This window comes from Variovorax sp. 3319 (genome assembly GCF_031456585.1).
GTDB lineage: Bacteria > Pseudomonadota > Gammaproteobacteria > Burkholderiales > Burkholderiaceae_C > Variovorax > Variovorax paradoxus_P.
In genome coordinates, this window is sequence record NZ_JAVDUZ010000001.1 from 560377 (window position 1) to 582403 (window position 22027).

Annotated in this window: 20 protein-coding genes; 19 read left to right on the forward strand and 1 reads right to left on the reverse strand. The window is 65.8% G+C overall.

All coding sequences use genetic code 11. The annotated features are described in order from the left end of the window. Positions 1–39 precede the first annotated feature (39 nt). The 4 genes from J2X67_RS02720 to J2X67_RS02735 are packed head-to-tail and all read left to right on the forward strand — an operon-like array spanning position 40 to position 3782. Entirely contained in the window at positions 40–1113 is a 1074-nt protein-coding gene (locus J2X67_RS02720) for an NAD/NADP octopine/nopaline dehydrogenase family protein (protein ID WP_309950281.1), read from the forward strand. Beyond that, positions 1103–2110 (forward strand): 3-hydroxybutyryl-CoA dehydrogenase, encoded by a 1008-nt coding sequence (locus tag J2X67_RS02725; RefSeq protein WP_309950283.1) that lies wholly within the window; start codon positions 1103–1105, stop codon positions 2108–2110. Before J2X67_RS02720 ends, J2X67_RS02725 begins: the two co-directional genes overlap by 11 nt. Beyond that, on the forward strand, positions 2107–2907 hold the full coding sequence (locus J2X67_RS02730) for an alpha/beta hydrolase (RefSeq protein ID WP_309950285.1): 801 nt from the start codon (positions 2107–2109) through the stop codon (positions 2905–2907). Before J2X67_RS02725 ends, J2X67_RS02730 begins: the two co-directional genes overlap by 4 nt. Further along, positions 2904–3782: a zinc-binding alcohol dehydrogenase family protein gene (locus tag J2X67_RS02735; RefSeq protein ID WP_309950287.1), complete on the forward strand. Its 879-nt coding sequence runs from the start codon at positions 2904–2906 to the stop codon at positions 3780–3782. The genes J2X67_RS02730 and J2X67_RS02735 overlap by 4 nt, the downstream gene beginning before the upstream one ends. On the opposite strand, the gene J2X67_RS02740 is transcribed toward J2X67_RS02735, so the two are convergent. Continuing rightward, entirely contained in the window at positions 3779–4255 is a 477-nt protein-coding gene (locus J2X67_RS02740; protein WP_309950289.1) for a MarR family transcriptional regulator, read from the reverse strand. The two genes, J2X67_RS02735 and J2X67_RS02740, sit on opposite strands and share 4 nt — an antisense overlap. 159 nt (positions 4256–4414) lie before the next feature. On the opposite strand from J2X67_RS02740, the gene J2X67_RS02745 reads away from it, so the two are divergent. From J2X67_RS02745 to J2X67_RS02815, 15 genes are read left to right on the forward strand one after another with little or no spacing between them, the layout of a single operon-like run. Beyond that, positions 4415–6607, forward strand: coding sequence for an indolepyruvate ferredoxin oxidoreductase subunit alpha (locus J2X67_RS02745; RefSeq protein WP_309950291.1), 2193 nt, complete (start codon positions 4415–4417; stop codon positions 6605–6607). A 4-nt stretch (positions 6608–6611) separates the two neighbouring features. Then, positions 6612–8120 carry an indolepyruvate oxidoreductase subunit beta family protein gene (locus tag J2X67_RS02750; protein ID WP_309950294.1) on the forward strand — a complete coding sequence of 503 codons (1509 nt, stop codon included), beginning with the start codon at positions 6612–6614 and terminating at the stop codon, positions 8118–8120. Positions 8121–8140: 20 nt separating this feature from the next. Beyond that, positions 8141–9133: a PDR/VanB family oxidoreductase gene (locus J2X67_RS02755; protein WP_309950295.1), complete on the forward strand. Its 993-nt coding sequence runs from the start codon at positions 8141–8143 to the stop codon at positions 9131–9133. 16 nt (positions 9134–9149) lie between these two features. Further along, complete coding sequence (locus J2X67_RS02760; RefSeq protein ID WP_309950298.1) at positions 9150–10463, forward strand: aromatic ring-hydroxylating dioxygenase subunit alpha; 1314 nt, start codon at positions 9150–9152, stop codon at positions 10461–10463. Further along, positions 10463–10951 carry an aromatic-ring-hydroxylating dioxygenase subunit beta gene (locus J2X67_RS02765; RefSeq protein WP_309950300.1) on the forward strand — a complete coding sequence of 163 codons (489 nt, stop codon included), beginning with the start codon at positions 10463–10465 and terminating at the stop codon, positions 10949–10951. Before J2X67_RS02760 ends, J2X67_RS02765 begins: the two co-directional genes overlap by 1 nt. 7 nt (positions 10952–10958) lie before the next feature. Further along, positions 10959–12608 carry an AMP-binding protein gene (locus J2X67_RS02770; RefSeq protein WP_309950302.1) on the forward strand — a complete coding sequence of 550 codons (1650 nt, stop codon included), beginning with the start codon at positions 10959–10961 and terminating at the stop codon, positions 12606–12608. Next, the gene (locus J2X67_RS02775; RefSeq protein ID WP_309950305.1) at positions 12605–13777 is read left to right on the forward strand and encodes a thiolase family protein; all 1173 of its coding nucleotides are present in this window, start codon (positions 12605–12607) and stop codon (positions 13775–13777) included. The genes J2X67_RS02770 and J2X67_RS02775 overlap by 4 nt, the downstream gene beginning before the upstream one ends. Further along, the gene (locus J2X67_RS02780; protein WP_309950308.1) at positions 13774–15027 is read left to right on the forward strand and encodes an SDR family NAD(P)-dependent oxidoreductase; all 1254 of its coding nucleotides are present in this window, start codon (positions 13774–13776) and stop codon (positions 15025–15027) included. Before J2X67_RS02775 ends, J2X67_RS02780 begins: the two co-directional genes overlap by 4 nt. Positions 15028–15043: 16 nt before the next feature. Beyond that, positions 15044–15856, forward strand: coding sequence for a cyclase family protein (locus tag J2X67_RS02785; protein WP_309950309.1), 813 nt, complete (start codon positions 15044–15046; stop codon positions 15854–15856). Beyond that, on the forward strand, positions 15853–16578 hold the full coding sequence (locus tag J2X67_RS02790; protein ID WP_309950311.1) for an SDR family oxidoreductase: 726 nt from the start codon (positions 15853–15855) through the stop codon (positions 16576–16578). The genes J2X67_RS02785 and J2X67_RS02790 overlap by 4 nt, the downstream gene beginning before the upstream one ends. Positions 16579–16627: 49 nt before the next feature. After that, a complete protein-coding gene (locus J2X67_RS02795; RefSeq protein ID WP_281149687.1) occupies positions 16628–17794 on the forward strand; it encodes an ABC transporter substrate-binding protein in 1167 nt (388 codons plus the stop codon). A 49-nt stretch (positions 17795–17843) separates the two neighbouring features. Continuing rightward, positions 17844–18989: an ABC transporter substrate-binding protein gene (locus J2X67_RS02800; RefSeq protein ID WP_309950314.1), complete on the forward strand. Its 1146-nt coding sequence runs from the start codon at positions 17844–17846 to the stop codon at positions 18987–18989. A 21-nt stretch (positions 18990–19010) separates the two neighbouring features. Beyond that, positions 19011–20330 (forward strand): aromatic ring-hydroxylating dioxygenase subunit alpha, encoded by a 1320-nt coding sequence (locus tag J2X67_RS02805; RefSeq protein ID WP_309950316.1) that lies wholly within the window; start codon positions 19011–19013, stop codon positions 20328–20330. Continuing rightward, complete coding sequence (locus J2X67_RS02810) at positions 20327–20794, forward strand: aromatic-ring-hydroxylating dioxygenase subunit beta (protein ID WP_309950318.1); 468 nt, start codon at positions 20327–20329, stop codon at positions 20792–20794. Before J2X67_RS02805 ends, J2X67_RS02810 begins: the two co-directional genes overlap by 4 nt. 40 nt (positions 20795–20834) lie before the next feature. Continuing rightward, positions 20835–21998 (forward strand): ABC transporter substrate-binding protein, encoded by a 1164-nt coding sequence (locus J2X67_RS02815; RefSeq protein ID WP_309950321.1) that lies wholly within the window; start codon positions 20835–20837, stop codon positions 21996–21998. Positions 21999–22027 lie beyond the last annotated feature (29 nt).

The window sequence follows — 22027 nt, forward strand, 5'->3', positions numbered from 1 at the left end:
GCTGCCGGTTCATCGACATCTGCTTTTCAAATTCCGAATATGAAAATTGCGATTCTTGGTGGTGGTCACGGCGCCTACGCGGCTGCCGCGGATCTTTCCGAAGCCGGCCATGAGGTGCGCCTGTGGCGCCGCGATGCCGCCGCGCTCGAGGCGGTTGTGCAAGCTGGGGCCATCACGCTGAAAGACGCCGATGGCACGCGCGAAGTGCCGCTCGCCCTTGCCACAGCCGACATCGCCGCGGCGCTGAAGGGCGCCGAGCTGATCGTTCTGCCCACGCCCGCCATCGCACAGCATGACATCGCACTTGCCATGGCGCCGCACCTCGTCGACGGGCAGGTCGTCTTTTTGCCGCCAGGTACCTTCGGCAGCTACGTGATGGCACGAACGGTGAAAGAGGCGGGCAGCAGGGCCGATGTTGCCTGGGCCGAAACCGGCACCCTGCCATATTTGGCGCGCAAACACGGTGAGCGCGAAGTGAACGTCACCATTCGCGCCATCCGCCTGCCGACCGGCGTCTACCCCGCCCGCAAGGAAGCCGAGGCGATCGAGGTGATCCGCAGGGCCTATCCTGCCGTGCATGGCTGCGGCGACGCGCTGTCGGGTGCGCTCATGAACGCAGGCCCGGTCATTCATCCGCCGCTCATGGTGATGAACGCCGCGCCGCTGCAGCATTTCGAGCGCTGGGATATCCACAACGAAGGCACCCAGCGTGCGGTGCGTGACGTGACCGACCGGCTCGACCGCGAGCGCATGGCCGTGCGCGAAGCCTTCGGCCACGGTGCGCCGCACTATCCGCTGGCGGATCACTACAACAACGACCAGTGGATGTATGGCGATGCGCACAAGCAGCTCGTCAAATCCGGCGACTGGCGCGAGAACATCGACCTGCACACGCACCGCTACATCACGGAAGACACCGAGCTCGGGCTTGCCTTCCTGGCATCCGCCGCGCGCCATGCGGGTGTGGACGCACCCATCGCACACGGGCTGCTTGCCATCGTCGGCGGTTTTCTTGGCCGCGACCTGCGCCGAGGCCCGCGCACTTTCGAAAGCCTGGGCCTCGCCGGCCTGAGCGCGGCGCAGCTCAAGCAAAGGCTGCACGATGGCGAATGAAAGCTCGGCTTTGCCCCGCTTCGCAGCCGTAGGCGCCGGCCGCATGGGGCGCGGCATCGCGATTGCGTTCGCCTATGCAGGCCACCGTATTTCGCTCATCGATTTGCGCCCGCGTTCCGATGAAGCCTGGCAGCGCCTGAAAGACGAAGCCACGGCCGAAATCCAGGCAAGCCTTGCAGGGCTTGCGCAGCTCGGCGTGATCGATGCGAAGCAGATCGGGCCCATCGCCGAACGGGTGAGCTTGATCGACGCCGCCGCTGCGCCGGAGGCGTTGGCCGCCGCAGAGCTGGTGTTCGAAGGCGTGCCCGAAACCCTGGAAGCCAAGCGCGAGGCGTTCGAGCAGATCAACCGCCATTGCCGCGACAACGCGATCCTTACCTCCACCACCAGCAGCATCCTCGTAACGCAGCTTGCGGCCCTGGTGCGCCTGCCCGGCCGCTTTCTCAATATGCACTGGCTCAACCCGGCCTATGTGATTCCTGTGGTCGAACTCAGTTGCCACCCCGGCACCGATGCGGCGGTTCTCGCGCGCACCAAGTCGCTGATGGAAGAGATCGGCAAGCTGCCCGTGGTCTGCGGCGCATCGCCCGGCTACATCGTGCCGCGCCTGCAGGCGCTGGTAATGAACGAGGCGGCCCGCATGATCGAGGAGGGCGCTGCCACAGCCGAGGAGATCGACAAGGCCACGCGCTATGGCCTAGGCCTGCGCTTCGCCGCGCTCGGCGTGGTCGAATTCATCGATTTCGGTGGCTGCGACATCCTGCACCATGCCAGCCGCGAAATGTCGGCCTCCATCGACAAGGGGCGCTACACCGCGCCGGCCATCGTCGATCGCATGGTGGAAGAAGGGCGGCTCGGTCTCAAGACCGGCAGCGGCTTCTATAGCTACGAAGGCCGCGACATCGCAGCCTACCGGCGCGACGTGCTCTCGCGCACGCTCGGCGAACTGAAGCATGCGGGCCTGTGGCGCGCACCGGCCGACGAGACGCTCTCATGACCATTCGCCGCGCCTTTGCCGACCTGTCGGTGGGGCAGGTGCACTACGCGGCGTGCGACGATGCAGATGCGCCGGCCGTGCTGCTGCTGCATCAGTCACCGCGTAGTTGGGCCGAATACCGCGCCGTGCTTCCACTGATTGGGGCGCGGTACCGGGCCATCGCGATGGACACCGCGGGCTTCGGCGATTCCGTTGACGGCGGCGTGCCGGCGAGCATCGAACAATGGGCCCGCGTGGCGTGCGAACTGCTCGATTCGCTGCGTATCGCGCGTGCCGATGTCGTTGGCCACCACACGGGCGGCGTAGTCGCCATCGAACTGGCGTCGGCCTTTCCTGATCGCGTGCGCAGCCTGGTGCTGTCGTCCACGCCATTCACCGACGAAGCCTTTCGCCGAGCTAGGGCACAGCGGCCGCCCATCGACGAAGTTGCGCCTAGCGAAGATGGAAGCCACCTCGCGGCACTGTGGCAGAAGCGGCAAGCCTTCTATCCGGAAGGACGGCCCGATCTGCTCGAAGCCTTCGTGCTCGATGCGCTCAAGGTAGGTCATCGGGTTGAAGAGGGCCACCGTGCCGTTGCCTCATACCGCATGGAAGACCGTATCGCGTGCGTGACGCAACCCGCACTCATCATCCGCGCAACCCACGATCCGTTCGCTGTGCCGCATGCGGCAGAGCTGCAGCACCATCTTCCGCAAGCGCGCATCGTCGACATCGAAGGCGGCATGGTTCCCTTGCCCGACCAGATGCCGGAGGCCTTCGCACGCACGGTGCTCGACTTTCTCTCGACGCTTCCATGAAGGCCGTTCGCATCCACGGCTTCGATGCAGTGCCGTTGCTGGAAGAGGTGCCCGACCCGGTGCACAGACCCGGCCGCACCATCGTCCGCATGCAGGCCGCCACGGTCGGCCACATCGATCGCACCGTGTGGCGCGGCAGTTTCCTGCGGCATCCGCCGCTGCCCTATACGCCGGGCGTGGAAGCCGCGGGCATCGTCGTTGCGAGCGGGCGCTACGCTGCCGGTCAACGTGTGTGGTTGCGCGGCAGTGGGCTGGGTACCTTGTTCGATGGCACCTGGTGCGAGCTGATCGATGCACCCGACGAAGCGCTGGGCATACTGCCCGACGCATTGCCGATGCCTCTTGGTGCTGCGTTCTTTTCTCCCACTACATCGGCGTGGGTGGCATTGCATGAAGTCGCCAGGCTGCAGCGTGGCGAACAGGTGCTGGTCACTGGCGCGAGCGGCGCCGTAGGCTCGCTGGCGGTGCAACTGGCGCGCGAGGCCGGTTGCGCCGTGGCTGCGGTAAATCCGGATGCAGAGCCTCCGCCCACGGCAAGTGCAGACCTCTTGGTCGACACAGTGGGAGGCAGCGTTCTGTCGTCGGTGCTGCCCGCTGTACGGCCGGGCGGCCGCGCGGTGCTCATCGGCTACACCGCGGGCTCAAGCCTTCAACTCGACATCGCCCACTTTCTGCAGCGCGACGTGGCATTGCTGCCGCTCAACATGTTCCGGCGCGAGCCTGCCGGCCGTGCTGCGGTGCCTGGCCTGCTCGCGCGGCTGGCCGATGGCCGGCTGAACCTCGACGTGCGGAGCTTTGCGCTCGCAGACGCCGCCATTGCACTCGAATGGATTGCGCAGCGCGGCCATCGCGGCCGCGCAGTGCTCGTTCCTTAGTCTTCTTCCGGCTCCTCGAGCGGCACATGCACGTGCAGGTCGATCATCTGCCGAAGGGTTTGCTTTAGTTCCTCGGCGCGCCGCAGGCCGAAGGGTTCAAGCACGCGCCGTTCGTGGTCGCGCGCGAGTTCCATCAGGTGCTCCACCGCCTTCAGTCCCTTGCGCGTGATGCGCACCAGCGTGATGCGGCGATCACTCTCATGGGGCAGCCGCTCGACCTGGCCGCGTGCTTCCATGCGGTCTAGCAGGCGGGTCACGGTGGGCTGCTTGGTCACCGTGACCTGCGCAAGCTGGCCAATGCTGATGGGTTCGCTGCCGGCGAGCGATGCCATGACCCGCCACTCGGAAACCGAGAAGCCTTGCTGACGCGCCACCTCGTGGAACTCCGAGGAGATCAGTTGGCTGGCTTGCGCCAGCAGTGCAGGCAGGTAGTCATCGACGAAGCGATGTGTTTCAGAAGGTTGCTCAGCCATGAACGCACCTCGTGGCCAGGCGCCTCATGCCGCTCGCAGGCACGCTGCTTGCATGTCTAGGGTAATTCATGATTGTGGATACATTCATTTGTCAACATTATAGAAAGCGTGATGTGGCAGCTGAAGCGCATCCTCCCACGAGAAAGAAGAAGGACCCACATGGCTGAGCGTTCATTCGTCGAAGAAGTCAAGAAGCTGCGGCTTTCCGGTGGAGAAGTGTTCCGCGGTGAGGGCATTCTGGCTGTCACCAAGGCCTTGCTCGAATCGGGAGTTTCCTATGTGGCCGGCTACCAGGGCGCGCCCATCTCGCACCTGATGGACGTGCTGGCCGATGCGCAGGACATCCTCGCCGAACAGGGCATCCGCTTCGAGAACAGCGCTAGCGAGGCCACTGCGGCCGCCACGCTGGCCGCCTCCGTCAACTACCCGCTGCGCGGCGCAGTCACCTTCAAGGCCACCGTAGGCACCAACGTGGCGTCCGACGCGCTGGCCAACCTGGCCTCGGGCGGCGTCACCGGCGGCGCGCTCATCATCGTGGGCGAAGACTACGGCGAAGGCTCTTCCATCATGCAGGAGCGCAGCCACGCCTTTGCAATGAAGTCGCAGATCTGGCTGCTCGATCCGCGGCCCAACCTGCCGAGCATCGTCGATGCGGTGAAAACGGGCTTCGATCTTTCCGAGGCCAGCAACACGCCGGTGATGCTGCAGTTGCGCATTCGCGCCTGCCATGTGCACGGCCACTTCATTGCAGGCGACAACAAGCGCGCCAGGTTCACCCTGCAAGAGGCGCTGGAAAACCCGCAGCGCGACGTCAGCCGCATCGTGCTGCCACCCGCGAGCTTCGTGCATGAACAAGAGAAGGTGAAAGACCGTTGGCCTGCCGCCGTGCGCTTCATCGAAGAGCGCCGGCTCAACGAGTTTTTCTCGGAAGACGCCGACGACATCGGCATCATCGTGCAGGGCGGCAGCTACAACACACTGCTGCGCGCACTTGAGCGCCTTGGGCTGGCAGACGTCTACGGCAACACCCAGGTGCCGCTCTACGTGATGAACGTGGCCTACCCGGTCATCGAGAGTGAAGTCATCCGCTTTTGCGAAGGCAAGCGCGCAGTGCTGATCGTCGAAGAGGGGCAGCCCAACTTCGTCGAGCAGAATCTCGCGACCATCCTGCGCCAGGCCGGCTCTACCACCGCGCTGCACGGCAAGGACATGCTGCCCGTAGCCGGCGAATACACGGCATCCGAGCTGCTCAAGGGTGCGCGCGCTTTCTGCGAGCGCTACGAGCGGCTTGCGCCACTGCCGGTGCCCGCGCCGGTGCGCAAGGTGATTCCGCTGAAGGAGGTTGCCGCCATCGGCGTCGATGCCGCGCCCGAGCCGGCCATGCCGTCCACGGCGCTCGGCGACGTCGTGCATGCCCGCCCGCCGGGCTTTTGCACCGGTTGCCCCGAGCGCCCGATCTTCAGCGCCATGAAGCTGGTCGAACGCGAACTCGGTGCGCACCACGTAAGCGCCGACATCGGCTGCCACCTGTTCTCGATCCTGCCGCCATTCAACATCGGCAACACCACCATGGGCTACGGCTTGGGCGGTGCCGGTGCGGCAGCGCTGAATGCGCCCGCCGGCAAGCGCGCCATCTCGATGATGGGCGACGGAGGCTTCTGGCACAACGGCCTCACGAGCGGCGTGGCCAACGCTGTGTTCAACAAGAGCGACAACCTCACCATCATCGTCGACAACAACTACACCTCGGCCACCGGCGGGCAGGACATTCTTTCGTCCAACGCCATCAACAAGACGCGCAGCACCGGCCACGAGATCGAGCGTGCCGTGCGCGGCGTTGGCGTGGAGTGGGTCAAGACGATGCGTCGCACCTACGACGTGGCCGGCATGCGCGACGCGCTGAAAGAAGCGCTCACCACCACCAGGAAGGGCCCCAAGGTGCTCATCGCCCAGTCGGAGTGCATGCTCAACAAGCAGCGCCGCGAGAAGCCGCTGGTACGCAAGGCCGTTGCCGAAGGCAAGCGCATGGTGCGCGAGAAGTTCGGTGTCGATTCGGATACCTGCACCGGTGACCACTCCTGCATTCGCCTGTCGGGCTGCCCGTCGCTTTCCATCAAGCCCAACCCCGATCCGTTGCGCATCGATCCCGTTGCCACCGTGCTCGACAGCTGCGTGGGCTGCGGCAACTGCGGCGACGTTTCGCACGCAGCCGTGCTGTGCCCGTCGTTCTACAAGGCGCAAATTGTTAGCAACCCGACAGGCTGGGACAAGCTGCGCGAACGCGTGCGCGGCGCCGTGATCGGCTGGCTGCAGCGCGGCGAGGCGCGCCGCCGCGAAGCCTATGCCTTCTGAAGCGATGACGACCAAGGCCCAACCTATCAAGATCGCCATCCTCGCCATGGGCGGGGAGGGCGGCGGTGTGCTCGCCGACTGGATCGTCGACATGGGCGAAGCCAATGGCTACGTCGCACAGACCACCTCGGTTCCCGGCGTGGCGCAGCGCACTGGCGCAACCATCTACTACGTCGAGCTCTATCCAGTGGCGCAGGCCGAAGCCGACGGCGGTCGGCCTGTGCTGGCGCTGATGCCGCTGCCCGGCGACGTGGACGTGGTGCTCGCGTCCGAGCTCATGGAAGCGGGGCGTGCCGTGCAGCGCGGGCTGGTCACCAATGACCGCACCACCCTCATCGCGTCCACGCATCGCGTCTTCTCCATCGCTGAAAAAAGCGCGATGGGCGACGGCCGCGTCGACAGCACGCAGTTGCTCGCCCATACGGCCAGGGCTGCCAAGCGCTTCATCCGCTTCGACATGGCCGAGGCCGCCGAGGCATCGGGCAGCGTGATCAGCGCGGTGCTGTTCGGGGCGCTGGCGGGATCGGGCGTGCTCCCGTTCAGCCGTGCGCAGTTCGAAGCAACCATCGAGCGCGGCGGCGTAGGGGTCAAGCCCAGCCTCAAGGCTTTTGGCGCGGCATTCGAACGCGCACAGCGCGGCGACGGCGGCGAGCCGCAGCAGGATGCATCGGTTGCTGCGCCGGCGCCGCAGCCGCGCCACCCGGCGGTGCGCGCGCTGGTCGAGCGCGCGCAGCGCGACTTTCCGCTCGCCGCGCAAGACTTTCTGCTCGAAGGCGTACGCCGCCTCATCGACTACCAGGACCCGGCGTACGCCGGCCTCTACCTCGACCGCATGGCTGCCATCGCAGCGTTGCCGGGCGACAGCGCGCACCGGCTGCTGCGCGAAACAGCTCGCCATCTCGCGCTCTGGATGTCCTACGAAGACACTGCTCGCGTTGCCGCCCTGAAGACCCGCGCCACCCGCTTCGAGCGCGTGCGCGGCGAGGCCCGCGTGCAGCCGGGCCAGGTGCTCGCCATTAACGAGTACATGCATCCGCGGCTGCAGGAGATCTGCGAGACGCTCCCGGGCAGCGTCGGGCGCTGGCTCATGAACTCCACGCTTCCTAAGAAGCTCGTCGAGCGCTTCACGCAGCATGGCCGCGTGATCCAGACCAGCTCGCTGCGCGGCTACCTGATGCTGCGCATGGTTGCGGCATGCAAGCGCTGGCGTCTTTCGACGACGCGCTATGCCGAGGAAAACCGCCGCATCGAGGAATGGCTTCAGCGCATTGCCACCGCCGCCAGGCACAACCCCGAGCTGGCGGTAGAGCTCGCGCAGTGCCAGCGCCTGGTCAAGGGCTACAGCGACACGCACGAGCGCGGCATTCGCAACTACGACACCGTGATGCGCGCGGTGGAACGTGCCGGCGCACGGCTCGCGCCTGCCACCTTGCGCGAGCTGCGCGACGCTGCGCTCGCCGACGAACACGGCCACAAGCTGCAGGCAGCGCTGGCGCAGCACGCACTGGCCTGAAGAGAGACAACGGACACACGATGACCGCACCCACCGCCACGCTCCAGCTTCGCATTGCCGAGGCACGCGCACTCAATCCGCTCATCCGCATGCTGCGCCTGTGCGCGGAAGACGGCCGCCCGCTGCCCGGGTTCGCGGCCGGCGCGCACATCCGTGTGCAAGTGAAGCTGCCCGATGGCAAGACCGACTGGCGCCACTACTCGCTCATCAATTTCGCGACCGCGCGCAATGCCACCAACGCACCGGTCGAATACGTGATTGCCGTGCGCAAGGAAGCCGAAGGCCGCGGCGGTTCGCGCTTCATGCACGAGCAGCTGAAAGAGGGCGACACCCTCAGCATCGAGGCGCCCAAGAATGACTTTCCGCTGCATACCGGCCCTGGCGGCTCGGTGCTGGTGGCGGGCGGCATCGGCGTGACGCCGCTGGCCACCATGGCCGCGCGCCGCCGCGCCGAAGGGGCGCCGGTGCGCATGCACTACGCAGGCCGCAGCCGTGAGCTGATGGCCTTCCTGCCCGAGCTGCAGGCGCTGCTCGGCGACGACCTGCGCGTGCATGCCGATGCAGAAGCCGGCGCGCCGCTCGACATCGATGCGCTGCTGGACGAGGTGCCCACCGGAGACCGCCTCTACGTCTGCGGCCCCAAGGTCATGCTCGACGCCGTGCTGGCCCGCACCCGGGCGCGGGGCTGGGAGCATGACCGCGTGCATTTCGAACTCTTTACGGAGCCGGTCGCGGAAGAGGGCGACCAGCCCTTCGAGGTGGAGCTCGCCCAGTCGGGCCAGCGCTTCACCGTCGCTGCCGACCAGAGCATTCTCGACTGCCTCGTCGACAACGGCTGCGACCCGATGTTCGACTGCAAGCGCGGCGAATGCGGCGTGTGTGCCGTGCCCGTGCTCGAAGGCGAGATCGACCACCGCGACTACGTGCTCACGGCCCGCGAGAAGGCCGAAGGCAATGTCATGCAGATCTGCATCTCGCGCGCCAAGGGTGCGCGCCTGGTGCTCGACATGTGAAGGAGCCACGAGAACCATGCCTTCGTACCGAGACAACCCTGATGCCATTCGCGCGCTGGTGCAGAACGACCGCGTGCACCGCGACCTGTACACCAGCCAGGAGCTCTTCGAGCTGGAACAGGAGCACTTCTTTGCCAACACCTGGAACTACGTGGGCCATGAGAGCCAATTGCCGAAGCCGGGCGACTGGATCAGCAACGAGATTGCCGGGCGTCCGCTGATCGTCGTGCGCCACACCGACGGCAGCGTGCGCGCAATGATGAACCGCTGCGCCCACAAGGGTTCGCGCCTGGTGAGCGCGCCCTGCGGCAACACAGGCAAGTTCTTTCGATGCCCGTATCACGCCTGGACCTTCAAGACCGACGGTTCGCTGCTGGCCATTCCGCTGAAGACAGGCTACGAGAACACCGCGCTTCATGAGTGCGAGTCGGCCAAGGGCCTGACCACGCTGAAGCACGTGCGCAGCTACCGCGGTTTCATCTTCGTGAAGATCAACGATGCGGGGCCGGACTTCGACGAGTACTTTGGCGATTCGCTGAGTTCGATCGACAACATGGCCGACCGCTCGCCCGAAGGCGAGCTCGAGATTGCCGGCGGGTGCCTGCGCTTCATGCACCAGTGCAACTGGAAGATGTTCGTCGAAAACCTCAACGACACCATGCACCCCATGGTCGCGCACGAGTCTTCGGCAGGCACCGCCAAGCGCATGTGGGCCGACAAGCCCGCCGATGAGCCCAAGCCCATGGCGGTGGAGCAGTTCGTGCCCTTCATGTCCGACTACAAGTTCTTCGAGGACATGGGTATTCGCACCTACGACCACGGCCACAGCTTCACCGGCGTGCACTTCAGCATTCACAGCAAGTACAAGGCAATTCCCGAGTACGACGATGCCATGAAGGCGCGCTACGGCGAGGAGAAGACCGCGCAGATCCTCGGCATGGCACGGCACAACACCGTGTATTACCCGAACCTCACCATCAAGGGCGCGATCCAGGCGATTCGCGTGGTCAAACCCATCTCGGCCGACAAGACGCTGATCGAAAGCTGGACCTTCCGCCTGAAGGGCGCGCCGCCCGAGCTGCTGCAGCGCACCACCATGTACAACCGGCTCATCAACTCGCCGTTCTCGGTGGTGGGGCATGACGACCTGCAGGCGTATCGCGGCATGCAGGCCGGGCTGCACGCGAGCGGCAATGAATGGGTCAGCTTGCACCGCGACTATGACCCGTCCGAGTTGAAGGGCGGCGAGATCACCACCGGCGGCACCAACGAACTGCCGATGCGCAACCAGTACCGCAGCTGGGTGCAGCGCATGACGGAGACGATGTGATGGCCGGCACCGATATCACTCGCCAAGACCTGATCGACTTCGTCGTGAACGAAGCGCGCCTGCTCGACACGCGCCGCTATGAAGAGTGGAACGCGCTCTTCACCGACGACGCCTTCTACTGGGTGCCCCTTGTGCCCGACCAGGAAGACGGACTCAACCACACCTCGCATCTGTACGAAGACAAGCTGCTGCGAGAGCTGCGCATTGAGCGCCTGAAGAGCCCGCGTGCCTTTTCGCAGCAGCCGCCGAGCCGCTGCCACCACCTGCTGCAGGTGCCGGTGGTCGAGACCTTCGACGTCGAGGACAACCGCTTCGTGGTGCGCACAGAGTTTCACTACACCGAATCGCAAGGCGACGAGCTGCAGTTCTACGTCGGCACCTTCTTCCATTACCTCACGGTGCAAGACGGCGCGCTGCGCATGACGCTCAAGCGCGTGAACCTGCTCAACTGCGACGCGGCGCTTCCGGCCGTGCAGCTCTTCATCTAGGGACGCGATGCAAGACTCCACCGTTTTCGCGAGTGTCCACCAGGTGTTTGCGGCCACTGCCAGGCGCACGCCGGAGGCCGAGTTTCTGTTCACCGAGTCGGTGACCGCCGCCGCCTATGGCATCGCAGCCGGCGGCATCCGCTGGGGCGAGGCAGCGACCGAGGTCGACCGACTGCGCGCTGCCTATGCGCAGGCCGGCTATGGGCATGGCCACCGCGTCGGCCTGCTGCTGGAGAACCGGCCGGCCTTTCTCTTCCACTGGTTCGCGCTCAACGCGCTGGGTGTAAGCGTGGTGCCGATCAATGCCGAGATGCGTTCTGCCGAACTGGTCTATCTGATCGGCCATAGCGAAATCGGCCTCGCGGTCACGCTGCCTGAGCGTGCCAATGATCTGCGAGCCGCCGCCGCACAAGCCGGCGTGCCGTTCGAAACCATGGGCCCCGACGACGCGGTGCCCAGCGCCAGGACCGCTGCGCCGCGAGCCCACGAACCCGTCGGTGTCGACACCGAATGCGGCCTGCTCTACACATCGGGCACCACCGGGCGCCCCAAGGGCTGCATCCTGAGCAACGCGTACTTCCTGCGCGCTGGCGAGTGGTACGCAGCGCTCGATGGCGTGTGCAGCATCCGCCCTGATGCCGAGCGCGTCATCACCCCTCTGCCGCTCAACCACATGAACGCAATGGCGTTCTCCACCATGGTGGTGCTGGTGGCGGGCGGCTGCCTGGTGCAGCTCGACCGGTTCCACCCGAAGACCTGGCTGGCGAGCGCGCGCGAAAGCGGCGCGACCATCGTTCACTACCTGGGCGTGATGCCCGCAATGCTGCTCTCGGCCCCGCCGTCCGCCGCAGACCGCGACCACGCAATCCGCTGGGGTTTCGGGGCCGGCGTGGATCGCAAGAACCACGCACCCTTCGAGGAGCGGTTCGGTTTTCCGCTCGTAGAGGCCTGGGCCATGACCGAGACCGGCGCGGCCGCCTGCATCATGGCCAACCGCGAGCCGCGCCTCGTGGGCACAAGCTGCTTCGGCCGGCAGGAAGATTTCGTGCAGATCCGGCTCGTGGGCGAAGACGGCAGCGAGGTCGGCACCGACACGCCGGGAGAACTGCTCGTGCGCTCGGCCGGCGACGACCCCAAACGCTACTTCTTCTCCGGCTACTTGAAAGACGAAGAGGCAACGCGCGAAGCCTGGGCCGATGGCTGGTTTCACACGGGCGACCTTGTGCGCCGCGACGCCCAAGGCAACTTCTTCTTCGTCGATCGCAAGAAAAACGTGATCCGCCGCAGCGGCGAGAACATTTCGGCGGTCGAGGTCGAGAGCGTGCTCAATCAGCATCCGGCCGTAAAAACCTCGGCCGTGGCGGCCACGCCCGATGCGGTGCGAGGCGACGAGGTGCTTGCGTGCATCGTGATGCGCGAGGAAGTCGCCGACGCATCGCAGCGCGAGGAGATTGCAGCGAGCATCGTTCAGCATGCGCTCGCGCAGCTCGCCTACTTCAAGGCACCGGGTTACGTCGCATTCGTCGATGCACTGCCGCTCACGCCGTCCCAGAAGATCCAGCGCGGTCAGCTGCGCGAGATGGCTCAGTCGCTGCCGGGGCAGGGCCATTGCATCGACACCCGCTCGATGAAGAAAAGACAAGTGGGGCAGGCATGACCAGGCAACGGCTCTCCTACGAAGGCGTTGCGGTGGCCGTGCCCATCACCGTGCCCTACGTGCGCTATTCCACCCGCACGGCTCACTGGTTCATCGGCCAGGCTATCGAGGCGCTGGTCCAAGCCAGCGGTGTAGCCAAGGAGCAGATCGACGGCCTGTGCCTCAGCAGCTTTTCGCTTGCGCCCGACACGGCCGTCGGCGTTACGCAGCACCTGGGCATGTCGCCTCGCTGGCTCGACCATGTGCCCACCGGCGGTGCCTCGGGCGTGATGTGCCTGCGACGGGCTGCGCGCGCCGTGCAGGCGGGCGATGCCGACATCGTCGCCTGCGTGGGCGCCGACACCAACCATGTCGACTCCTTCCGCCAGACGCTCGGCAGCTTCAGCAACTTTGCGCGCGACGCGAGCTACCCCTACGGTTCGGGCGGGCCGAACTCGATCTTCGCGTTCATCACCGCCAACTACATGCGCACCTACGGGGCCAGGCGCGAAGACTTCGGCCGCATTTGCGTGGACCAGCGCACCAACGCGCTCGGCAATCCGAACGCGATGTTCAAGAAGGCGTTGACGCTCGATGAGTACATGGCCGCGCGGCCGATCTCCGACCCTATTCACCTCTTCGACTGCGTCATGCCCTGTGCCGGCGCCGACGCGTTTTTGGTGATGAGCGAGGAACGCGCGCGTGACCTCGGCTTGCCGCATGCCGTGATCCGCGGCGCCATCGAGCGGCACAACGCATACGCCGAAGACCCGGTGATGGTGCAGGGCGGCTGGCGCATGGACCGTGACGATCTTTATGCGCAGGCGGGCGTCCAGCCAGCGCAGCTCGACTTCGTACAGACCTATGACGACTACCCGGTCATCGTGATGATGCAGTTCGAAGACCTGGGCTTCTGCGAAAAAGGCGAGGGCCCGGCCTTCGTGCAGGCCAACACAATGACTTTCGACGGCAGCTTTCCGAACAACACGAGCGGCGGACAGCTTTCAGCCGGGCAGGCCGGTGCGGCAGGCGGCTTCCTCGGCATGGTCGAGGCGATCCGCCAGTTGACCGGTCAAGCGGGCAAGCGTGCGGTGCCCGATGCGCAGCTCGGCCTTGTCGCCGGCTTCGGCATGGTGACCTACGACCGCTGTCTGTGCACAGGGGCGGTCATCCTGGGGAGACCCGCATGACCATGCCCCTGATGCGCCCCCCGCGCAAGAACCCGGTGCTGCGCACCCGGCAGATGAACCTGCCGCCAGGCGCGCGCGGCCGCGTGGCGCTTGGCCTCACGGCAGCGGCTGCCGAGGGCCGGTTCGAGCTTCAGACCTGCGAAGACTGCGGCACCGTGCAGTACCCGCCACGCGAGGTTTGTCACAAATGTCTTTCGGCTGCGCTGCGATGGCGTGCGCAAAGCGGCGAGGGCGAGCTGCTCGGCAGCACCACGCTGCACCACAGCAACGACCTTTTCTTTCGAGAGCGGCTGCCGTGGCGGCTGGGCCTGGTGCACCTGGATGCCGGTCCGACGCTCATGGTTCACCTGCACGGCGAGGTTGGCGATGCGCCCCAGCGCGTGCGTGTCGGCGCCCGGCTCGATCGTGCGGGCCAAGCCGTTCTCATTGGTTTTCCGAATGAAGGGAGTCCCCACATGGCCGACGACAAGATGCTGCGCGAGATGACCAGCGACCCCAAGTTCCGCAAGGTGCTGGTGACCGACGGCAAGACAGAGACCGGCCAGGCCATCGTGCGTGCGCTGGTGAAGGCCGGCGCCGACATCGTCTGGGTCGGCCACGCGGAACCGTGGAAGAAGATGGGTGACGGCCTGGACGACATCTCGGCGCTGCCGCAGGTGACGCTCGTGCCGCTAGACCTGACCAACGGCCGGCAGGTAACCGAGCTCGCAGGCTCCATCGGCGGCAAGGTCGACATCGTGATCAACAACGCCGAGGTGCATCGCACCTTCGGCATTGGCTCGCGCCGCGGCACCGATGTGGCCAAGGCCGAGATGGACATCAACTACTTCGGCCTGCTGCGCCTCGCGCAGGAGTTCGGCCCTGCGCTCAAGGGCCGCTCGGCCGATGGTGCGACGGGGGCCACGGCGTGGGTCAACCTGCTGTCGATCTACGCGCTCAGCAACTTTCCGCCGCACGGCACGTTCAGCGCCTCGAAGGCGGCGGCGCATTCACTCGCGCAGTGCCTGCGCGCAGAGATGCGCCCCGCCGGCATCCGTGTGATCAATGTGTTTCCCGGACCCATCGACGACGAATGGAACCAGCACACACCGCCACCCAAGCTCGCACCCACCGCGCTGGCCAACGCCATCGTGAAGGCACTGCGAGACGGCGTCGAAGACGTGTACCCCGGCGATGTGGCGCAGGAGTGGCTGGAGCGCTGGCGCGACAACCCGAAGGTACTGGAGCGCGAACTGGCCGCAGGCGGCTGAAAACAGGAGCCACACGATGACGACAACCACCGAACTGATGTCCGCCGCCGAAATTCTTGGTGGCCTGGTGACCGCGATGGCCAGCGGCCGCATCCGCGTGATCGACCTCACGCAGACGCTCACGCCCGAGTTCCCGCAGATCGCATTGCCGCCTGAGATGGGCCAATGCTGGCCATTCCGCATCGAGGAAGTGTCGAAGTACGACGAGCGCGGACCGGCCTGGTACTGGAACAATTTTTCGTGCGGCGAGCACACCGGCACCCACTTCGACGCGCCGATCCACTGGATCTCGGGCCGCGACCTGCCGAACAACTCGGTCGACACCATTCCCGTGCAGCACTTCGTGGCGCCGGCCTGCGTGATCGACTGCTCGGCCGATGTGCAGGCGAACGACGACTACCTGCTGAGCGTGGCCGACATCGAGCGCTACGAGGCCGCGCACGGCCGCATTCCCAAGGGCGCGTGGGTGCTGATGCGAACCGACTGGTCCAAGCGCAGCGACCCCGAGGCGTATCAGAACTTCGACGAAACCGGCCAGCACACGCCGGGCCCGAGCACCGAGGCCGTGCGCTTCCTGGTCGAGCAGCGCGACGTGCTGGGCTTCGGCTCCGAAGCCATCGGCACCGATGCCGGCCAGGGCTATCACCTGCGCCCGCCGTATCCGTGCCACTACTACATGCACGGCGCGGGTCGCTACGGCCTGCAGTGCCTGAGCAACCTCGACCTGCTGCCACCCGCCGGCGCAGTGCTGATCTGCCCGCCGCTCAAGATCGAAAAGGGCAGCGGCAGCCCGCTGCGTGTGCTCGCACTGGTGGGAGCGCAGGCATGACGCCGAAGGTCGCAGCGGTTACCGGTGGCAGCGCCGGCATCGGCAAGGCGATCTGCGAAGACCTGCTCGCGCAGGGTTACGAGGTGGTGTCGCTCGCGCGCCGCAGGGCCGAGATCGATCACCCGAAGCTGCACAGCATCGAGGTCGACTTGAGCGATCGCGCGGCGACGGGTGAGGCGGTGCGCGAACTGGTCGAGCGCTTTGCGCCGACCACCATCGTGCACAACGCCGGCGTGATCCGCGCCGCGCTGCTGCCCGAGGTGAAGCTGGACGACCTCGATGCTCTCGTCGATCTGCACCTGGGCTGTGCGATCCAGCTCGTGCAAGGTGCATTGCCCGCAATGCGTGCACAGCGCTTCGGCCGCGTGGTGCTGTTGTCGTCTCGCGCGGCGCTGGGTCTTGCCACCCGCACCAGCTATTCCGCGACCAAGGCCGGCATGCTGGGCATGGCGCGCACCTGGGCGCTCGAGCTTGCGGCCGACGGCATCACGGTGAACGTTGTCGCACCCGGACCGATTCGCACCGACATGTTCTACGACGTCGTTGAAGCCGGCAGCGAGAAGGAGCGCGCGCTCGCGGCCTCGGTGCCGGTCAAGCGCCTGGGCGAATCGGCCGACGTGGCACGCGCCGTGCGTTTCTTTGCCGCGCCCGAAAACAGCTTTGTCACCGGGCAGGTCTTGTACGTGTGCGGCGGCACCAGCGTCGGCAGTCTCGCCCTCTAGTTCTCAGCGTTCGTCTAGTTCATTACCCATAACACCCTGGAGCACCGCCATGAAAGTCCTGAACCGAATTCGCACCCTCGCGGCAATTGCCGCGGGCCTCGGCGCACTCAGCGCCGCCAGCGCCTGGGCCGCAGACCTCAAGGTCGGCTTCATCACGTCGCTGTCCGGGCCGGTGTCGTCGCTCGGCATTCCCTATGAAAAGGGCATGAAGGCCGCGCTCGCCTACAAGGCCGACCTTGGCGGCCGCAAGATCCAGCTGGTGCAACTCGACGATGCGTCAGACCCGACCACCGCTGCGCGAAATGCCCGCAAGATGATCGACGAGGACAAGGTCGACGTCATCATTGGCACGGCGGGCTCTCCGGGAGCACTGGCCATTGCCGGCGTGGCGCGCGAAACGAAGACGCCGCTGATCTCCATCGCCAACGCCAACCTGCCGGGCGAAGAGGGTGCATGGATGGTCACACTGCCGCAGCCTGCGCCGCTGATGGTGAGTGCGGTGGTCGAGCGCATGAAGAAGTCGGGCGTGAAGACGGTCGGCTACATCGGCTTCTCGGACGCGTGGGGCGACCTGGTTTACGGTGCGCTGCAAAAAAGCGCCGAGCCGGCAGGCATCAAGATCGTGTCCAACGAGCGCTATGCGCGGGGCGATTCGTCGGTCACCGGGCAAGTGCTGAAGATCGTGGCGTTGCGCCCCGATGCGGTGATTACCGGCACCTCGGGCACGCCCGGTGCGCTGCCCTACCTGGCGCTTGCGGAGCGCGGCTACAAAGGCCAGATCTACGGCATGCACGCGCTGATCAACCCCGACTTCGTGCGCGTGGGAGGTGCCTCGGTGGAAGGCCTGCTGGCTCCGACCGGGCCGGTGATCGTGGCTGAGCAGTTGCCGAGCGAGAACCCGATCCGCAAGGTGTCGATGGACTTCCGCGCGGCCTACCAGAAGGCCAACGGCGCACCGCCGACCGATGCCTTCTCGGCCTACACCTTCGATGCATGGCTGCTGTACTTGGACGCCGCCCAACGCGCACTCGCTACCAAGGCCGAGCCCGGCACGCCGCAGTTCCGCGAAGCGCTGCGCGATGCCATCGTGAGCACCAAGGAATTGGTCGGCACGCACTCGGTCTACAACTTCAAGCCGAATGACCGCTACGGCTCCGATGAGCGTTCACGTGTCGTCGTGAAGCTCGAGAAGGGCCAGTGGAAGCTGGTGCCCTGAGATGAGGCCTTGTTTTTCCCACGAAGCAACGCAAGCCGGAGCAACCAAGATGAAACAGAACCTAGTTCGAGTCCTCGGCCTCGCCAGCATCGCAATGGCCGCCGCACAAGCCATGGCAGCCGACCTGAAGATCGGCTTCATCAGCTCGCTTTCAGGCCCTGTCGCGGCGCTGGGCGTGCCGTACGAAAAGGGCATACGCGCAGCCATTGCGGAGCATCCGGAAATCGGCGGCCGCAAGGTCCAGCTCATCGTGCTCGACGATGCATCCGACCCCACGACAGCCGGGCGCAACGCACGCAAGCTCGTGACTGAAGACAAGGTCGACGTGCTCATCGGCACGTCCGGCGTACCGGGCGCAATGGCCATTGCCTCCGTGGCGCGCGAACTCAATACACCGCTCATCTCGCCCACGCCCGTGACCATTGCCGGTCCCGAGGGCGCGTGGACCGTCACTGTGTCGCAGCCGTTCCCGCTCATGGTGGCCGGGGTGGTCGAGCGCATGCAGAAGTCCGGTGTGAAAACCGTGGCCTTCATTGGCTTTTCCGACGCGCTCGGCGACCTGGCCTACGACTCGCTTGTGAAGAGCGCCGACAAGGCCGGTATCAAGGTGGTGGCCAACGAGCGCTATGCGCGCAGCGATTCGTCGGTGGCAGGACAGGTGCTGAAGATCGTCGCGGCCCGGCCCGATGCCGTCTTTGCGGGCAACTCGGGCACACCAGGTGCGTTGCCATACATCGCGCTTGCCGATCGCGGCTACAAGGGCAAGATCTACGGGACGCACGGGCTCATCAACGCCGACTTCGTACGCGTGGGCGGCGCCTCCATCGAAGGCCTCCAGGTGCCGAGCGGCCCTGTGCTGGTGGCCGACCAGCTGCCCGACAGCAATCCCATCAAGAAAGTGTCGATGGGCTTTCGGAACGCCTACCAGAAGGTGAACGGAGCGGTACCGACCGATGCCTTCTCCTCCTACACATACGACGCCTACCTGCTGCTGGCAGATGCCGCCTCGCGTACCAAGGGCGAGCCGGGCACGCCGCAATACCGCACGGCCCTGCGCGACGCGATCGTCAGCACGAAGGAGTTGGTGGGCACGCACGGCGTCTACAACTTCAAGCCCGACGATCGCTATGGTTCCGACCAGCGCGGCGTGGTGATCGTGCAGATGAACAAGGGCCAGTGGAAGCTGGTTCCCTGACAACGAGCAGAGCCTCCGCCGATGACCAGCTACCGCCATCATCCCGAGCGCATTGCAGCCCTGGTGCAGGACGATCGCGTGCACCGCGACCTGTACCTGAGCGACGAGATCTTTGCGCTCGAGCAGGAGCGCCTGTTCGCGAACACCTGGGTCTTCCTCGGCCATGCGAGCCAGGTGCCGGAGGCGGGCGATTTCGTCACGCAAGAGGTGGCGGGCCGGCCTTTGCTGATGGTGCGGCAGCCCGATGGCGCCGTGCACGTCATGTACAACCGCTGCGCCCACAAGGGCACGCAGCTGGTCACAGACGAGAGCGGCAATACCGGCCGGTTCTTCCGCTGCCCCTATCACGCGTGGACCTACAAACTCGATGGCGCGCCGCTCGGCCTGCCGTTGAAGAACGGCTACGAGGGCACCCAGCTGAAGGCGTGCGAATCGGGGCAGGGGCTGTCGGTGGTGAAACACGTGAAGGTGTACCGCGACTTCGTGTTCGTGCGACTTTCCGATGCCGGCCCTTCGTTTGAAGATTATTTTGGCGAGGTGCTCGGCGCCATCGACAACATGGTCGACCGTTCGCCCGAGGGCAAGCTCACGGTAGGCGGCGGCGTGTTGCGCAACATCGTCCATTGCAACTGGAAGATGTACCTCGAGAACATCAACGACACGGTGCACCCGATGTCCACGCACGAATCGGCCACCAAGGCGGCCGAGGCGCTGTGGGAGGGGCATGCGCCCACCGACCCGAAGCCGATGGCGATGGAGCAGATATTGCCGTTCGGCTCCGGCTACGAGTTTTTCGACAAGATGGGCGGGCGCGTGTTCGCCAATGGCCACAGCGTTCTGGGCGTCAACTTCAGCATTCACTCCAACTATGCGCAGTTGCCCGAATACGAAGCCGCCATGCAGGCCGCGCACGGTGCGGAGCGCGCAGCCGACATCTTGCAGCGCTCGCCGCAGAACTCGGTTTTGTATCCGAGCCTGTCGGTAAAGGGCTCGCCGCAGGCCATTCGCGTGATCAGGCCGCTGGCTGCCGACCGCACGCTGATCGAGGCCTGGAGCTTCCGCGCAGCGGGCGCGCCGGCGCTGCTCTTCGAACGGGCGATGAGCTACAACCGTCTCGTGTTCTCGCCGATGTCGGTGGTCGCACACGACGACGTTCACCTGTTCGAGAGCATCCAGCAGGCCCTGCGCGCCGGCGGCAACGAGTGGGTGAGCCTGCATCGCAACTTCGATGAAGCCGAACTTGCGCAGGCCACCGTCACCACCAATGGCACCAACGAGCTGCTCATGCGCAACCAGTTTCGTGCCTGGGCGAAGGCGATGGCTTCAGAGGTAACGGCATGACCGGCGACCCGCGCGATTTCGTTGCGCATGAGGCCGCGTTGCTCGACGAGCGGCGCTTCGGCGACTGGCTGGCACTCTTTGCCGATGACGGCCACTATTGGGTGCCATTGCTCGGCGCAGCGCAGGCCGACCCGTTCTCGCACAACTCGTTGGCCTACGAAGACCGCCTGCTGCTGCAGCTGCGCGTGGACCGCCTGAAAAACCCGCGCGCGCATTCCCAGCACCCCGCGAGCCATAGCCAGCATGTGCTTCAGCCCTCACGCATCGAAAGCGAGACGGACGACGAGGTGCGCCTGCGCACGCCGTTTCTCTATGTCGAGGCGCGCGGTGAATCCCAGATCTTGCTGACCGGCACGGCGCGCCACCACCTGGCGCGAACGCCCCTGGGCTGGCGCATCCGCGAGAAGCGCATCGACTTGCTCAACGCGGCGCGCGCTCTGCCGGCCGTTCAGTTGTTCATCTGAGTTTTCCGTTCCTTCCATTCTTTCTCACTGGAGCTACGACATGAAGAGCCTGATGCTGACCTTGACGCGCGGTGCCATCGCCGCGGCGCTGACCGCCTGCGGCGTTGCGAGCGCGCTTGCCGCCGACCTCAAGGTCGGCCTGAGCGTGTCGCTTTCAGGCCCCAACTCCTCGTTGGGCGTGCCGTATGCGAAGGGCATGCAGGCGGCCCTGGCCTACAAGCCCGAGATCAACGGCCGCAAGGTGCAGCTCATCGTGCTGGACGACGGCTCCGACCCCACCACGGCCGGGCGCAACGCGCGCAAGCTCGTCGAGGAGGAGAAGGTCGATGTGCTCATGGGCACGTCGGGCGTGCCGGCCGCCATTGCGATGGCGCAAGTCGGCCGCGACGCGAAGACGCCGATGATCGGCCTCACGCCCATCCTGCTCGACCCTAACGAGAACCCGTGGGTCGTGACGGTTGCGCAACCCACGCAGCTGATGATCGATGCGGTGGTCGAGCGCATGAAGCGCAACAACGTCAAGACTGTGGGCTACATCGGCTTTACCGACGCCTGGGGCGACCTGGTCTACAACGCACTCATGAAGGCCGCGCCCGAAGCCGGCATCAAGGTGGTGAGCAACGAGCGCTATGCGCGCGCCGATGCTTCGGTGACCGGGCAGGTGCTGAAGATCGTCGCGCTGCGGCCCGATGCAGTGATGACCGGCGGCGCCGGCACGCCGGGCGCATTGCCGTTTCTTGCGCTGCAGGAGCGCGGCTACAAGGGCGGCGTATACGGCCAGCACGGCCTCATCAACCCCGACTTCGTGCGAGTGGTCGGCGCTTCCGGCCAGAACGCGCTGATGCCCACCGGCCCCGTGATCGTCGCCGAGCAGTTGCCGGCCGACTATCCGACCAAGAAGATCGCGACCGATTTCCGCGCCGTGTTCCAGAAGGTCAACAACGCACCGACCAGCGATGCCTTCTCGGCTTATTCCTTCGACGGTTGGCTGGTGTTTGCCGACGCCGCCTCGCGCGCCATGAAGAAGGCCGAGCCGGGCACGGCGGAGTTTCGCGTGGCATTGCGCGACGCCATTTTCAGCACCAAGGAGGTGGTGGGCACGCACGGCGTGTACAGCTTCAAGCCAGGCAGCCTCTACGGCGTGGACGAACGCGCCCGCGTGATCGTCAAGCTCGACAACGGCCAATGGAAGCTCGCACCTTGAACCGCTTGACGACGATGTTTTTGCCTGAG